Here is a 15,411-nt window from a genome sequence, read left to right on the forward strand (position 1 = left end):
AGAACGCCGTACGTGCAGTACCACCAGGATCTATGAAAAAGGCCGCGAAGATCGCGGCCTTTTCGTTACAGGACTCGCCTATACGATCGGCTCCCACCCCTTCGTTAGCCAGTCAGTCGAACCCCTGCTGCTTCGTAGGCCAGTGCATCCTGGGTTGCCGGGTCACCGGGGTCTTGCTACCGAAGGGGTGGGAGCCGATCGTATCGGCGAATCGGGCGTACCTCAGTTCCCGGCCTTGCGAATCCGCACGTCGCCGCTGAACGATTCCACGTGGATGTTCGCGTCGCCGCCGCCGAGGGTGGCTTTCAGTTCCTTGCCCGGGCCGTCGTCGCCGCGCGAGGGCTGTCCCCAGTCGCTGCTGATGTCGCCGCTGAAGGTGGATGCATCCAGCCGCGCCGACGTGGACGCGGGCAACTGCAACTTCACGTCGCCGCTCATCGCATCGACGGTGAGCTTGCTGCCGCTGTTGCTGAGCGGGCCGCCGTTGATTTCGGTATCGCCCGACACGGTGCTGAAGTTGGCTTCCTTCCACGGACCGCCACCGATCGTCATCCGGCCGGAGACCGTCTGGCCTTCGACATGCTGGCCGATGTTCGGCGCGGTGATGTCGCCCGAGACGGTCTGCAGGTCGGCCTTGTCGGCTCGGCCGGCCAGTTCGATCGTGCCGCTCACCGTCTGCATGCTGGCCGACGGCGTGCGCACGTTGGCCCGCACGCGGCCACTCACGGATTCGATGTCGATGCGGCCGCCTTCCAGTCCGTCGATGCTGACCGGTGCGCTCACCACCTTCACCTCGAGCTCCACGCCCTTGGGCACGCGCACGTTGAGGGTGGTGGGTCCCATGCTGCTGTCGTTGCCCCAGCTGAACCACTTGCCGTTGCCGCTGCCACCCTGGACGCGGATGTCGACGTTGCGGTCGTCGCCTTCCAGTTCGAGCGGGCGCACGCCGGTACCGAGCGTGCCCGACACCTGGATCTGGTTGCGATCCCAGGCGGTGACGGTGACCTCGCCCTTGGTGTTGTCGATGCTGACGCGCGCGTTGGGGCGGATATCCTTCGACAGGTTGATCGGCGTGGCGGCATGGGCCTGGCCGATCGACAAGGCCAACAGCAGGGGTGCGATGTAAAAGGTTTTCATGGTGGGGTTCCTCCCTGTTGGCTGTTAGCCGGCTTGCTTGTCGAAATTACGCAGACGGTCACGCTGGCGCTCGGTGCGCAGCATCAGCCGTTGCAGGGCGGGTGAGTCGGGGTTTTCGCGCATCGCCTGGCTGAGTTCCAGGCGCGTGGCGTCCAGTTGTACCGCTGCGCCGGTGAGGCGGGGGTCGGCGGGTTTCCATGCCTTGGTGGCGGCCAGTCCGTCGTTCGGCGTAGGCGAAACCAGGTGCAGGCCGATGCCGCCGCCGAGTACGGCCACGCCCGCGATGGCGGCGGCCATCAACCAGGGCCGCGCGCGGCGGTGCCGTACGGTGGCCGTGGGGACGGTTTCGCCGAGCCGGGCTTCGATGTCCGTCCACAGGTCGCGATGGGGCGTGACCGGACGGTTGAGCGAGCGCATCTGGCGCAGGTAGTCGAGTTCGTTCATGGCGTATCTCCCAGCGTGCGGCGGAGCAGGCCGCGCGCGCGGTGCAACTGTGCTTTGGAGGAACCCACCGCCATGCCCAGCTCGGCGGCGATTTCCTCGTGTTTCCAACCTTCCACGTCGTGCAGGACGAGGACGGCGCGGGCCCGTGGGGGCAGGCCCGCGATGGCCTTTTCCAGTTCGTCGCGCTCGACGGCGCGCAACGGATTATCGGTATCGGTGATGTCGGGCAGGTGTTCGTCGTCGACGATGCTCACCGGATCGGCGTTGCGGGCGCGTATGGACATCAACGCCACGTTCACGGCCAACCGGTAGACCCAGGTGCCGAACGCGCTTTCGAAGCGAAAGCCGTCGAGTTTCTGCCAGGCACGCACGAAGGCTTCCTGGGTGAGGTCTTCGGCCCGCGCATGGTCGTAGGCGGCCAGGCGCAGGATGGCGCCGTAGACGCGATCCGCATGCCGCCGGTAGAGCGTCTCGAACGCCTTGCGGTCGCCCGCCGCCGCGGCCCGCACGACGTCGTCGTCGGAGGACGCGACGGGCAGCTCAGGCTGCATGAAGGACGTGGCGGCGAGGCATAGTGCGTTCATCTTGCCAGCTTGGATGCGGGCAAGGGGGAAACGGTTTAAGTGGGCCTGAAAAGCATCGCGGACAGGGTCCGCTCCCACCCTTCGATAGCAGGCTTTGCTACCGGAGGGTGGGAGCGGACCCTGTCCGCGATGGGTGTCGCCTTAGGCGACCTGTGCCGCGCGGCGCTCCTGGGCAGCCTCGAGCGCCTTGCTCACGCGCAGCCTCTCGGCCTTCAGGCGCTCGGGCATGCGCTCGCCGAACCCGTCGAGATAGGTGGCGATGGCGTTGAGCTCCTCGATCCACCCATCCACGTCGACGCGCATCAGCTCGTCCAGCGTGGACGCGGACACGTCGAGGCCCTCGGCATTGAGTTCGCCTTGGGCGGGTACCGTGCCGATCGGCGTTTCGTGTCCGCTCGCCAGTCCCTCGACACGACGGATCATCCAGTCGAGCACGCGCATGTTCTCGCCGTAGCCCGGCCACATGAAACGCCCGTCGACGTCCTTGCGGAACCAGTTGACGTGGAAGATGCGCGGCAGCTTCATGCCCGGTTTGTCGAACGACAGCCAGTGCGCGAAGTAGTCGGCGAAGTTGTAGCCGCAGAACGGCTTCATGGCCATCGAATCGCGGCGAAGCACACCCACCGCGCCGGTGGCGGCGGCGGTGGTCTCCGAGCCCATCGAGGCGCCCACCAGGACGCCATGTGCCCAGTCCTTCGCCTCGAACACCAGCGGCACCAGCGACGGGCGGCGGCCGCCGAAGACGATGGCCGAGATGGGCACGCCCCGGGCATCTTCCGACTCCGGCGCCCAGCTCGGGCATTGCGTCGCGCTGACGGTGAAGCGCGAATTGGGATGCGCGGCCGGACCATTGGCCGGGTCGTAGGGGCGGCCCTGCCAGTCGGTGACCGGCTCGCCTTCGCCCAGGCCCTCCCACCAGGGGCGGTTGTCCGCGGTGACGGCCACGTTGGTGAAGATGGCATCGTGGCCCAGCGTGGCCAACGCGCTCGGATTGGTGGTGGCACCGGTGCCCGGCGCCACGCCGAAATAGCCGGCCTCGGGGTTGATCGCCCATAGGCGGCCGTCGGCGCCTGGCGTCATCCAGCAGATGTCGTCGCCGACCGTCCAGACTTTCCAGCCCGCCTTGCGGTAACCCTCGCTGGGAATGAGCATCGCGAGGTTCGTCTTGCCGCAGGCGGAAGGGAAGGCGGCGGCGATGTAGTGCTTCTCGCCCTTGGGGTTCTCGATGCCGACGATGAGCATGTGTTCGGCGAGCCAGCCTTCTTGACGCGCCTGGTGACTGGCGATGCGCAGCGCGTGGCACTTCTTGCCGAGCAGCGCGTTGCCGCCGTAACCCGAGCCGATCGACTTGATCGTGAGCTCCTCGGGAAAATGCATGATGAAGCGGCGCTCCGGATCGAGGTCGCCGATGGAGTGCAGGCCCTTCACGAACGTGCCTTCGCGCTCGATGCGGGCCAGGGCGGGCGCACCCATGCGCGTCATGATGCGCATGTTGGCGACCACGTAGGGGCTGTCGGTGATCTCTACGCCACAGCGCGACAGCGGCGAGTCGATCGGTCCCATGCAATAGGGGATGACGTACATCGTGCGGCCCCGCATCGCGCCGTCGAACAGGGCGTCGATCTTCGCGTGGGCCTCGGCCGGCGCCATCCAGTGGTTGTTCGGGCCGGCGTCATCTATTTCCGGCGTGCAGACCAGGGTGAGGTGCTCGACGCGGGCCACGTCGGACGGATGGGAGCGGTGCAGGTAGCTGCGCGGGTGGGAGGTTTCGTCGAGCGGCACCAAGGTGCCGTCCCTGAGCATCCCGGCGACGAGCTCCGCGTACTCCGCGTCGGATCCGTCGCACCAGACGACGGTGTCCGGCCGCGTGAGCCGGGCGACGTCGTCGACCCATCGGTTGAGGGCTTCCAGGGAACTGCCGTGCGCTTGCATCCGTCGTGGTCTCCAAATAAAAGCAAGAACCGACAGTAGTTTGCACCGCCTGGTATTGGCAAGGCACGGCGCAGCAAAGCTGCCTTGCGGGTTTCGTCAGGGGGTGAGCGTGGCGATCATGTGCTCGACGTAGGCGTCGAATTCCTCGTGGCTGATGCGCGGCAGGCCGAGCGTGAAATTCAGCTGGAGGAAGCCGACGTAGGCCGCGTAGGTCAGCCGCGCGCGATGCAGGGCGGAGACGGGATCGAGGCCGGCCTCGGCGTACATGCGGGTGAGGAAATCGATGCGCCGCTGGGAGACGCGGGCCATCACGGGCACCACCTGCGGGTGGTCGAGCGCCTTGAGCAGCGCGGCGTACACCCGATGGGGCTGGAGCTCATGGGCGACGCGGCGGAACAGCTCGGGGAAGCGCTCGCGCGGATCGGAGATGCGCTCGATCTCGGCCAGTACCTCGCGTTCGCCGTATTCTTCCCAGCGTTCGAGCGAGGCCTGCAACAGGGCCTCGCGCGTGCGGAAGTGCCAGTAGAAGCTGCCCTTGGTGACGCCGAGGCGCCGGGCGAGGGCTTCCACGGCCAGGGCGCCGACGCCTTGCTCGGCGATCAGGGCGAGGGCTCCATCCTCCCAGTCTTCGGCGGACAGGCGGACGCGTTCGTTCTTGGCACCATCGTTCATCGGCGCATGGTAGCGGAGACTGGGCCGTTTGCAATCCGTCAGCGGTATCCCATGTTGCATAAAACCTTGACTTTTAAGTGCTTGGATGACCATACGCATCCGTATTGACGATGCTTGCCGCACCCCACATACTCTGGCGTATGGTTGCCGATCCCTTCACCGCCCACTCCGCCGTCTCGCATCTCGTCGCCGCCGACGGGACGGCCCTCGTGCTCGAGCGCTGGCGTGGTGAGCGCTCGCCGTCGCTGTTGTTCGCCCACGGCTTCGGCCAGACCCGCCACGCCTGGAACGGCGCCGCGCGGGCCCTGGCCGCGCAGGGGTACGACGCCGTCACCTTCGATGCGCGCGGGCACGGCGGTAGCGACTGGGTGCCGCGCGGCGAATACCACATGGAACAATTCGTCGACGATCTGCTTCGCGTGGCCTCCGCGTCGACGTCGCCCGACGGCCGCCGTCCGGTGATGGTGGGCGCGTCGATGGGTGGCTTGCTCGGCCTCATGGCGGCCGGCGAGGCCGATCCCGACCACCCGCCGTTTTCGGCGCTGGTGCTGGTGGACATCACGCCGCGTTGGGAAACCAAGGGCGTCGAACGCATCCTCGGATTCATGCGCGCTCATCCGGACGGCTTCGCCGACTACGACGAGGCCGCCTCGGCCATCGAGGCCTACCTGCCGCATCGCCGCGAGCGCAAGACCGAAGCCCAGCTCAAGCCCTTGCTGCGCCAGGGCGACGACGGCCGCCTGCACTGGCATTGGGACCCGGCCCTGCTCGACGGCGTCGTCGCGGAGAGCGAGCGCTACCAGCCCCAGTTGTTCCAGGCCGCCACGCGCGTGAAAGTGCCCGTGCTGTTGCTGTCCGGCGCACGCAGCGACGTGGTATCCAGTCACACCGTGGACGAATTCCTGCGGCTCGTGCCGCATGCGCGCCACGTATCGCTGGCCGACGCCACGCACATGGTGGCGGGCGATGCCAACGACGCGTTCACCAACGAAGTGGCGTCCTTCGCCGAAACCCTTTTCCGGTAGTAAACCCAAGCACCAACGTACGAGGTGATACCCATGTCTGCGATCCTGGTTGTGCTGGCGGCGCTGATCGCCTCCGGTGCATGTGCCTACCACCGCACGTCCTTGAAGACGTGGGCCATCGCCACGGCGGTGACGACGCTCGTCGTCGGCATCCTCGCGGGTGCGACCGTCACCACGGTCATCGTGCTGCTGATCCTGGCGGCCGTCGCCGTGCCGCTGCTGATGGTCGACTTCCGCCGCAAGACCATCAGCGCGCCGCTGCTGTCGATGTTCGCGAAGGTCACGCCGAAGCTCTCCGATACCGAGCAGACCGCGCTGGAGGCCGGCACGGTCGGCTTCGAGGGCGAGCTGTTCTCGGGCAAGCCCGACTGGTCGCAGCTGCTGCGCCAGCCGAAGCCGGAGCTTTCCGTCGAAGAGCAGGCCTTCCTCGACGGCCCCGTCGAAGAACTGTGCGGCATGATCGACGACTGGAAGATCACCCACGAACTGGCCGACCTGCCGCCCGAGGTCTGGGAGTTCATCAAGAAGAACAAGTTCTTCGGCATGATCATCCCCAAGGCCTACGGTGGCCTCGGTTTCTCGGCGCTGGCGCATTCGGCCGTGCTGCAGAAGCTCTCCAGCATGTCGCAGACGCTGGCCTCCACCGTGGCCGTGCCCAACTCGCTCGGCCCGGGCGAGCTGTTGATGCACTACGGCAGCGACGAGCAGAAGAACCACTACCTGCCGCGCCTGGCCGATGGCCGCGAGATTCCCTGCTTCGCGCTCACCGGACCGTATGCCGGTTCGGATGCCACGTCGATTCCCGACTTCGGCATCGTGGGCAAGGGCACGTGGAACGGTGAAGAGGTGGTCGGCGTCCGCCTCACCTTCGACAAGCGCTACATCACCCTGGCACCGGTCGCGACCATCGTCGGCCTCGCCTTTCGCATGTACGACCCCGAGAAGCTGCTGGGCGACAAGGAAGACCTCGGCATCACGCTGGCGCTGCTCCCGCGCGAGACCCCGGGGATGCAGATCGGTCGCCGCCATTTCCCGCTCAACACGCCGTTCCAGAACGGTCCGATCCACGCCAAGGACATGTTCGTGCCGCTGTCGGTGCTGATCGGCGGTCCGCACATGGCCGGGCAGGGCTGGCGCATGCTGGTCGAGTGCCTGTCGGTGGGCCGCGCCATCTCGCTGCCGTCGAACGCCACCGGCGCCTCGCGCATGGCGGTGGCCGCCACCGGCGCCTACGCGCGCATGCGCAAGCAGTTCGGCCTCGCCATCGGCCGTTTCGAGGGCGTGGAAGAAGCCCTGGCCCGCATCGGCGGCCTCACCTACGCCACGCAGGCCCTGTCGCGCGCTACGGCGGCGGCGGTCGATCGCGGCGAGAAGCCGGCGGTGCCGTCGGCTATCGCGAAGTATCACGCCACCGAGTGGTGCCGCCAGATCGCGTCCGACGCGATGGACGTGCACGGCGGCAAGGGCGTGATCCTCGGTCCCAAGAACTACATGGGCCGCGGCTGGCAGAGCGTGCCGATCGCCATCACGGTGGAAGGCGCGAACATCATGACGCGCAGCCTGATGATCTTCGGCCAGGGTGCCATCCGCTGCCATCCCTACGTGCTGAAGGAAATGCAGGCGCTCAACATCGCCGATTACCGCGAGCGCCTGAAGACCTTCGACAAGGTGCTGTTCGCCCACATCGGCTTCGGCTTCTCCAATGCGGTGCGCAGCTTCGTGCTGGGTGTTACCGCCGCGAAGATCGGCGAGGGGGCCGGCGATGCGTACACGCGCCGTTACTACCGCAAGCTCAACCGCTATTCGGCGGCGCTGGCACTGTGCGCCGACGTGGCCATGGGCGTGCTGGGCGGCAAGCTGAAGTTCAAGGAAAAGCTGTCGGCCCGCCTGGGCGACGTGCTTTCGTACCTCTACATCGCCAGCGCGATGCTGAAGCGCTACGAAGACACCGGCCGTCCGGAAGCCGACCGTCCGCTGCTGGCCTGGGCGTTCCACGAGTGCATGTGGCGCATTCAGAACGCGCTCGACGGCGTCATCCGCAACTTCCCGGTGCGTCCGGTGGCCTGGTTGCTGCGTTTCCTGGTGTTCCCGTTCGGCCGCCGCGAAGTGCCGCCGTCGGATCGCCTGGGTCGTCGCGTGGCCGCGCTCATCACCGCGCCGAGCGAAGCCCGCGATCGCCTCACCACGTGGACTTACATGAGTCCCACGGCGAACAACACGGTCGGCCGCATGAACGCGATCCTGCCCGACGTGATTGCCGCCGAGCCGGTGGAGCGCAAGTTCGTCAAGGCGCTCAAGAGCGGCCAGTTGCATGCGCACACCTATAACGAGCAGCTCGTCGAGGCGGAGAAGTTAGGCGCCATCACGGCTGCGGAGCGCGACCTGCTCCAGCGCGTGCGCGACGGCGTGGCCGAGTTCATTTCGGTCGACGACTTCGACAGCGACGAGCTGCGTGCGAACGTGGTGAGCAAGGCGGAGAAAATGGAGGCGTCGCGAGCGGCGTAAGCCCCTTGCGTCACTCCTCGAAAAAGGCCGCGGATGACCGCGGCCTTTTTTTATGCCTCACGTCATTCCTGCGCACGCAGAGCTTGCCCCTGCGAGGGCAGGGGAATCCAGCGCCCCTGTGGCCGGGTTATCGCATTGCCCTGGCATCGGCTCCTCGCTCTAATCGGTTCATTCGCTGACGCGAATGCATGTATCCACGCGCCTTCGGCACGAAGAGCGGTGTGGACCGAGGCATTCGCCCCGACCGCGCGCCCTGTCGGCCGCACGTCGCCCGTCCCCTTCGGGGCACGGACCTCTCCGCGGGATTTTCCAACTCGCCATTCATGGCTCGGTGGAAAACCACGGTCATCCTGACCGTCGCCCCTTCGGGGTCTTGCCCGCTCCGAGGTCCTCGGACTCCTACCGCGGCCGACAGGGCGCGCGGCCGGGACTCTTTCGGCGGTACGGTTTCGTATGGCGAATGCTGTTGTGGGAACCGACTTCGTCGGCGATGCAGGTCGCCTCAGTTTTGAACCGCCGACGACGTGGGCTCCCACAGATCAAAAGCCAATGAGCGAAGCAGTGTCGCTTGCCCGTACGCCTCGCCGTAGGCAACGGCCTGCGCCGGTGCGACGGGTCGGTGGGGTGATGTTGAGAAGGAGCCCCTTCCTCGTAGGCGTGGCATACATGGCCATCTAGACAAACAACAAAGCGTCTCACCGGCGCAGGCCGTTGCCTATGGCGAGGCGCTTGGTAGCGCATATGAGTTGACGGGCTGCTGTTGTGAGCGCCGAATTCGTCAGCGATACAAGAACAATGTAAGTCCACATCGCCGCATCGGCCATCACAAGGAGACGCTAATCGCCGTACGGGGTGGTATCGGTAAAGAAGAATTCGAAATTGTCCGCATTTCGTACGGCTTTCGGTCGATCTTCCTTCGCGATCTTCTGCGCGAACGAGTGGCCGTAACCGTAGTCTGAAGTGCCTTGATAGTACGTGTTGAAGTGCGTGTACTCGTGCAGGATGGCGCCAGTTCTCGATGCATATGTGTCGAATTCAGGTAGCTTGAAGAATCTGTCACAAAAATGCATCACGTACGGATTGTCCGTTTCGGCGTGCGCCGCTGTATCAGGTTGGAATCCGGGACACCCGCACCGAGGGGTGAACCCGTCTTCGGACACTCTCCGAGCTGTGGCCATCACGGTCTCGTAAGCTCGCGCATTGTCATTGGATCCCCAATCATCCGAGTTGAACTCGGGTTCGGAATCATCATGGGCGCCGAACCACCTTGTGTAGCGAGGGTGTGGAATGAAGCGGTACTTCATTTGACCATTATCCAGATACGAGTCGTATCGATCCATCATGAACGATTCTCCCGCGAAGACTCGTCGATGAGCTTCGAGTTGAGCACGAGTAATCGTCAGCTTCTGCACGGCTGAGCATTTGTGCTCATCGTCGCCAGATTGGGATTGTGTTCTCCGCGTCACCGCGTCGTTGAAGAACACGGTAACCGGGTTGGCAATGGCTCGCTGTTGCGCGGGTTTCACGAAGAAAGCTCGCTCGGCTGATGAAGCGAAGTTGGGATCTGGTTCGTGCGTCAGATTGAGTTCGTATTCGACGGTGTATATATGATTTGGCTCGAATCGGTATTCAGGCGCGAGATCCACCTGTTTTGAGAGCACTTCGCCTGGCGCGATCGATCGGAAGGAGTTCATGGTCAGGCCGCCGATATATACCCAGGTGCCGCGATAAGCGATCTCGCGCCCGCTCTCATCGGTGATCTTGAACAGGGAGCGAGCCAGTCGGCCGCCCGATTCAGGGAATGGTGTTTCCCATTCCATGAAGGTTATCGGGGCGTCGCCTGTGTTCGTCAGCGTAAGTATGATATTTGCACCGGGATTCATGGGATCGACGACTTTCAATGATGCATTGATGTGGCCTTCGGCACGAATCGACAATGGCATTAGGCATGCACATCCAACGATGAGATAGCGAAAGCGTTGGGTATCTTTGTTTCGCATGTGTTTCCTCCGTGACCACGCTAAACGTTACGTGGTTGGAGGGAAGGTATGCATAACGTATCGATGTGTATATGAGACTGTTCTGAGAATCGTGTCATTTTGCCATGCGTATAGACGAGGCGTCGTCCTCGTTTCGAGGGGTGTCGGGTTCTCACGGTGTTGCGCGCCATAGCGTTGGACCTCGCTAGCGTGGGATGACGAGTTGATTGCGAAGGCCGGATATTTCGCCGTGGGCACCGGCCGATGCGGGTGCAACGCTTCGTTTTGTGTCGAGGTACGAATTGGCGGCCGGTTTTCCTCAAGCCAGCTACCCGCCGCACCGGAGTCGGCCGAGGGCCTTCCGCTGGGTGTATGGGCCAGCGATAGGGCCACATTGTTTCCCTACATGAAACCTCAGTACCGAAAGAGCCCCGGCGTTCCGCCCGGTCGGCCGCGGTAGGAGCCCGAGGACCTCGGAGCGGACAAGACCCGAAGGGGCGCCGGTCAGGATGACCGGCGTTCTTCGCCGAGACAGGATGTCGAGTCGAAGAATCCCGCGCAGAGGTCCGTGCCCCGAAGGGGACGGGCGACGTGCGGCCGACCGGGCGGAACGCCGGGGCTCGTGCCCAGTCGCCACCGCTTTTCGCGCCAACGGCGCGTGGAACCCCACATTCGCCCAAAGCGAATGAACCGATCAAAGGACGCTCAGGCAGCGCCCGCGCAACCATCCTGTCGAGCGACGACTTCCATCAACCGCGCCTCCACATCGTCCCGCGTGGCGGAGCGGAACAACCGTGGCGCCGCACGGCGCAAGGCCGCGCAATGGAGCGAGGCCAGGCGGTCGCGCACCAGCAACAACTGACTCGGATGCATGCTGAATTCCTCCAGGCCCATGGCCAGAAGGAGGGCGCTGAATTGCGGATCGCCGGCGATTTCGCCGCACAGGCTCACCGGCTTTTTCGCGCGGCGCGCGGCGGCGATCACGTGCGCGATGAGGCGCAGGAAGGCGGGTTGCAGCGGGTCGTAGATGCCGTCGAGTGCATCGTTGTTGCGATCGGCGGCCAGCACGTACTGGGCCAGGTCGTTCGTGCCGATGGCGAGGAAGTCGGCTTTCTCGAGGATGGGGCCGATGCCGATGGCGGCGGCGGGGACTTCGATCATGGCGCCGATGTCGATGCGCTCGGGGAGCTCCTGGCCTTGCGCCGCCAGCGTCTCGCGCGCCTGCTTCACCAGCCTGCGCACCTGGATCAACTCGCCGACGTGGGTGATCATCGGCACGAGTACGCGCACGGGGCCATAGCAGGCGGCGCGCAGGATCGCGCGCAACTGAACGCTGAAGATGTCCGGGTAGCGCAACGAAAGGCGGATGCCGCGCACGCCCAGCGCCGGGTTGTCTTCGCCGCGGAGGGCGAGGCCGGCCGCGTCCGCTTTGTCGGCGCCGAGGTCGAGCGTGCGGATGGTGACCGGCAGGCCGCCCATGCCTAGCACGAGGTTGCGATAGGCGACGAACTGTTCTTCTTCCGAAGGCAGGCCGCGCTGGCGCAGGAACAGGAATTCGGAACGGTACAGGCCCACGCCGTCGGCACCGCGGGCGCGCGCCAGCGTGACGTCGCCGGGGAGTTCGGCGTTGGCGTACAGGCGGATGTGCGCGCCGTCGCGCGTCAGCGTGCGTGCGGAGGCGAGGGCGGCGAGGCGGCGGCCTTCGGCGGCCGCCTGGCGCTGCCACTGGCGGTAGCGGGCGAGATCCTGCGCCGTGGGATGCACGATCACTTCGCCGTGCTCGGCGTCGATCAGCACGAGGTCGTCGTCGGTGATGGTGGCGAGGGCGTCTTTCGTGCCCACCAGCATCGGCAGGTTGAAGCTGCGCGCGAGGATGGCGCTGTGCGAATAGACGCTGCCCGCGCTGGCGATCACGCCGAGCATGCCTTGCCCGGCCATGCTCGCCATCTCGGCGGGCGCGATGGTATCGCTGACCACGATCTCGCCCACGCGCGAGGCGAGCTTGCGTTCCTCGCGGCTGGACTGCTGCTGCAAGGCCGACATGACGCGGCCGATCACCTGGTCGATGTCTTCGCCGCGGCTCTTGAGGTAAGGGTCGTTCATCGCGTCGAAGACGGCGGCGAGGCGATCGCGCTGCATCTTCAGGGCCGCGCTGGCGGTGTAGTGGCCGACCGACACGAACTCGTCGAGGCCGCGAAGCAGTTCTTCGTCGTCGAGCAGCAGGCTGTGCGCGTCGATGAAGTCGCCCACTTCACGGGCGAGCGCGCCGTGCAGCTTGCCGCGCAATTCGTGCAGTTCGGTGCGGGCGGTGTCGATGGCCTTGTGCAGGCGGTCGATCTCGGGACCGATCTCGGCGTCTTCGAGCATGCGCGTGTCCACCGCGTAGATGCTCGGCTGGACCAGGCGCGCGCGCCCCAGGGCCATGCCCCGGGCGGCCGGCGTGCCGGTCAGCAGGTGTCTCATGAGGGCCTCGCGTGGCGGTGGTGGCGCATCGGTCAGGAGCCTTCGTCGAACTTGTCGTTGAACAGCTTGATCACGGCGGCGAGCGCGGCTTCCTCGTCGGCGCCCTCGGCGCGGATGGTGAGCTGCGTGCCGAGCCCCGCGGCCAGCATCATCACGCCCATGATGCTCTGGGCATTCACCTCGCGACCCTTGCTGATCAGGTGCACCGTGGATTTGAAGCCGGCCACCAGCTGCACCAGCTTGGCCGAGGCGCGGGCATGCAGCCCGAGCCGGTTGGATACCGTGATGTCCTGCTCAAGCATGGTCGATGAAGATCCCTCCGCGCCCGCCGGTGGCCGCGATTTCGGCCAGTTCGGGCAGCGATTTTTCCGAGTAGTTGAGTACGCGCAGCAGCATGGGCAGGTTCAGCCCCGACACGCAGCGCAGGTGCACCCCGAGTTCGGCCAGCGACAGGCCGATGTTGCAGGGGGTGGCGCCGTAGAGATCGGCCAGCACCAGCACGCCGTCGCCCGTGTCGAGGTCGCGCGCGTGCTTGGCGGTGAGGCCGCGCATCACGTCGGGGTCGGCGTTGGGCGGCACTTCGACGGCGTCGACCGTGAGCGGCAGCTTGGGCATCACGTGGCGCGCGGCCGAGACCAGCGCCTTGCCCACGGCTTCGTGGGTCATGAGGAGGACGCCGACGCTCATCGCCCGGTGCTCCGTGTCGGCTGGGGCAGGGTCATGGGAGTCACTCCAGTTCGCGATGGAAAGTCAGTACGTTGCCGCGTTCGGAGCGGAAATGCCGGGCCAGCCGTTCGACGAGGTAGACCGAACGATGCCGCCCGCCGGTACAGCCGATCGACACGGTGACGTAGCTGCGGTCTTCGCCTTCGAAGCGCGGCAACCAGGTGTCGAGCCAGCGGGCGACGTCCTCATAGTATTCGTTCACCAGCGGGTTGGCGTCGAGGAATTCGCGCACGGGGAGATCCTTGCCCGAGAACGGCCGCAGGCGGGGATCCCAGTGCGGGTTGGGCAGGCAGCGGGCGTCGAAGACGAAGTCGGCGTCCGGCGGGAGCCCCCGGCGGTAGGCGAAAGACTCGAAGAGCAGGGTGGTGCCGTCGCTGGCGGCGGCGTAGCCGGTGGCGAACAGGCGGCGCAGCTGGTGCACGTTGAGGTCGCTGGAGTCGATCACCTTCTCGGCGATCGACACCAGCGGACGCAGCAGGCGGCGCTCCTCGGCGATGGAGTCGGCCAGCGACAGGCGCTCGGCGGCCAGCGGATGGCGCCGGCGGGTTTCCGAGTAGCGCTTGATCAGCACGTCGTCGCGGCTGTCGAGGAAGATCAGGTGCACGTGCACGCCGGCGGCGGACAGCTCCGATAGCACATGCGGCATGCGTTCGAGGTCGGTGCGGCGGTTGCGAATGTCCACGCCGACCGCGATGCGCCGGCGCGGGCGATGCTCGCCCTGGCTCACCGCGGCCACCAGCTGCTGGATGAGCTCGGCGGGCATGTTGTCGACGCAGTAGAACTCGAGGTCTTCCAGCGCGCGCAGCGCCACCGTCTTGCCGCCGCCCGACATGCCGGTAAGCACCACGAGGTGGATGGCGTCGGGATCGACGATGGGCGGTGCCGCTGTGGTTTCTTCGATCATGGCGTCACCAGGGGGAGAAGCGGCGCATCTGGTGCGCCTGCCGGTCGATGAAGGTTTGCGCCGGATCGATGCCCTTGCTCTTGAGCACGTGGCTGCGCACCGCGGCCTCGACCAGCACCGCGAGGTTGCGGCCGGGGGCGACGGGGATGGTGATCTTGGGTACGTCCACGCCGAGCACGTCGCGACGGCTGACGTCACCGGTAAGGCGGGTCATGGCATCGGTTTCCTCGCCGTCGCGCAGCGGCTTGAGGTGGATCACCAGGCGAAGGTACTTGGACGGCTTCACCGCGGTGTGACCGAACATTTCCCGGATGTTGAGCACCCCCAGGCCGCGCACTTCCAGTAGATCCTGCAGCAGCTCGGGGCAGGCGCCGTCGATGACGTCGGGCGCGATCAGGGTGAACTCGGTGGCGTCGTCGGCCACGAGGCGGTGGCCGCGGCTGATCAGTTCCAGCGCCAGTTCGCTCTTGCCCGAGCCCGGCTCGCCGGTGATGAGCACGCCGATCGAGAACACCTCGAGGAACACGCCGTGCAGGGTGACCCGCGGCGCGAGCGTGCGCGCCAGGTGGTACTGCAGGTAGGTGAGCAGCTCATGCCCGCGCTTGGTGCTCTGCCATAACGGGGTGTCGGTTTCCTCCGCCACCTCGCGCAGGTCGGCGGGAATCGACTGCTCCTTGGTGACGATGAGCGCCACCGGCTGGTAGGCGGCGATCTTGTGGATGGCCTCCCAGCGTTGGCGCGAATCGAGGCCGTCGAGGAAGTTGAGCTCCTCGGTACCGATGATCTGCACCTTATTGGGGTAGATCACGTTGAGGTAGCCCACCAGCGACGGGCGGCGGCTCTGCTTGGCGTTGGTTTCGAGCACGCGCGCTTCGCCGCGCATGCCCGCGACCCAGCGCAGCGCCATGCGCTCGTGCACGCCGTCGAAGAGTTGTCTGGCGGTCAGCCGATCCACGCGGTGGTCCCAATAAGGAAAAACGAAGCCGGCGCGAGGGCACCGGCTGTGCGTATTGTGCCATCAAGCGTGGAATCGGTCCGCC

Annotated in this window: 13 protein-coding genes; 2 read left to right on the forward strand and 11 right to left on the reverse strand. The window is 65.9% G+C overall.

Annotated elements, in window-relative coordinates; translation table 11 throughout:
* Positions 1–222 precede the first annotated feature (222 nt).
* The 5 genes from L2Y94_RS04160 to L2Y94_RS04180 form a co-directional block, all read right to left on the reverse strand.
* Positions 223–1,137 (reverse strand): DUF4097 family beta strand repeat-containing protein, encoded by a 915-nt coding sequence (locus tag L2Y94_RS04160; protein WP_247373294.1) that lies wholly within the window; start codon positions 1,135–1,137, stop codon positions 223–225.
* Positions 1,138–1,161: 24 nt separating this feature from the next.
* Positions 1,162–1,581 (reverse strand): hypothetical protein, encoded by a 420-nt coding sequence (locus tag L2Y94_RS04165; protein ID WP_247373295.1) that lies wholly within the window; start codon positions 1,579–1,581, stop codon positions 1,162–1,164.
* Entirely contained in the window at positions 1,578–2,132 is a 555-nt protein-coding gene (locus L2Y94_RS04170) for an RNA polymerase sigma factor (protein WP_247375119.1), read from the reverse strand. Before L2Y94_RS04170 ends, L2Y94_RS04165 begins: the two co-directional genes overlap by 4 nt.
* A gap of 174 nt (positions 2,133–2,306) precedes the next feature.
* Positions 2,307–4,097, reverse strand: a complete 1,791-nt coding sequence (locus L2Y94_RS04175) for a phosphoenolpyruvate carboxykinase (GTP) (RefSeq protein ID WP_247373296.1) — start codon at positions 4,095–4,097, stop codon at positions 2,307–2,309.
* A gap of 96 nt (positions 4,098–4,193) precedes the next feature.
* Positions 4,194–4,769: a TetR/AcrR family transcriptional regulator gene (locus L2Y94_RS04180; protein WP_144914716.1), complete on the reverse strand. Its 576-nt coding sequence runs from the start codon at positions 4,767–4,769 to the stop codon at positions 4,194–4,196.
* Positions 4,770–4,909: 140 nt separating this feature from the next.
* On the opposite strand from L2Y94_RS04180, the gene L2Y94_RS04185 reads away from it, so the two are divergent.
* Positions 4,910–5,794: an alpha/beta fold hydrolase gene (locus L2Y94_RS04185; RefSeq protein ID WP_247373297.1), complete on the forward strand. Its 885-nt coding sequence runs from the start codon at positions 4,910–4,912 to the stop codon at positions 5,792–5,794.
* Between the two features lie 33 nt (positions 5,795–5,827).
* Positions 5,828–8,299, forward strand: coding sequence for an acyl-CoA dehydrogenase (locus tag L2Y94_RS04190; RefSeq protein ID WP_247373298.1), 2,472 nt, complete (start codon positions 5,828–5,830; stop codon positions 8,297–8,299).
* Positions 8,300–9,135: 836 nt separating this feature from the next.
* Here L2Y94_RS04190 and L2Y94_RS04195 read toward each other — a convergent pair.
* The 6 genes from L2Y94_RS04195 to hprK form a co-directional block, all read right to left on the reverse strand.
* Positions 9,136–10,299: a M35 family metallo-endopeptidase gene (locus L2Y94_RS04195; protein ID WP_247373299.1), complete on the reverse strand. Its 1,164-nt coding sequence runs from the start codon at positions 10,297–10,299 to the stop codon at positions 9,136–9,138.
* A 684-nt stretch (positions 10,300–10,983) separates the two neighbouring features.
* On the reverse strand, positions 10,984–12,741 hold the full coding sequence (gene ptsP / locus L2Y94_RS04200) for a phosphoenolpyruvate--protein phosphotransferase (protein ID WP_247373301.1): 1,758 nt from the start codon (positions 12,739–12,741) through the stop codon (positions 10,984–10,986).
* Between the two features lie 32 nt (positions 12,742–12,773).
* Positions 12,774–13,043, reverse strand: coding sequence for an HPr family phosphocarrier protein (locus L2Y94_RS04205; protein WP_247373303.1), 270 nt, complete (start codon positions 13,041–13,043; stop codon positions 12,774–12,776).
* Positions 13,036–13,428, reverse strand: coding sequence for a PTS sugar transporter subunit IIA (locus tag L2Y94_RS04210; protein WP_144914703.1), 393 nt, complete (start codon positions 13,426–13,428; stop codon positions 13,036–13,038). The genes L2Y94_RS04205 and L2Y94_RS04210 overlap by 8 nt, the downstream gene beginning before the upstream one ends.
* Before the next feature lie 40 nt (positions 13,429–13,468).
* Positions 13,469–14,371, reverse strand: coding sequence for an RNase adapter RapZ (rapZ, locus tag L2Y94_RS04215; RefSeq protein ID WP_247373305.1), 903 nt, complete (start codon positions 14,369–14,371; stop codon positions 13,469–13,471).
* 4 nt (positions 14,372–14,375) lie between these two features.
* Positions 14,376–15,278 (reverse strand): HPr(Ser) kinase/phosphatase, encoded by a 903-nt coding sequence (hprK, locus tag L2Y94_RS04220; RefSeq protein ID WP_247375120.1) that lies wholly within the window; start codon positions 15,276–15,278, stop codon positions 14,376–14,378.
* Between the last annotated feature and the right edge of the window lie 133 nt (positions 15,279–15,411).

Source organism: Luteibacter aegosomatis (genome assembly GCF_023078455.1).
Lineage (GTDB): Bacteria > Pseudomonadota > Gammaproteobacteria > Xanthomonadales > Rhodanobacteraceae > Luteibacter > Luteibacter aegosomatis.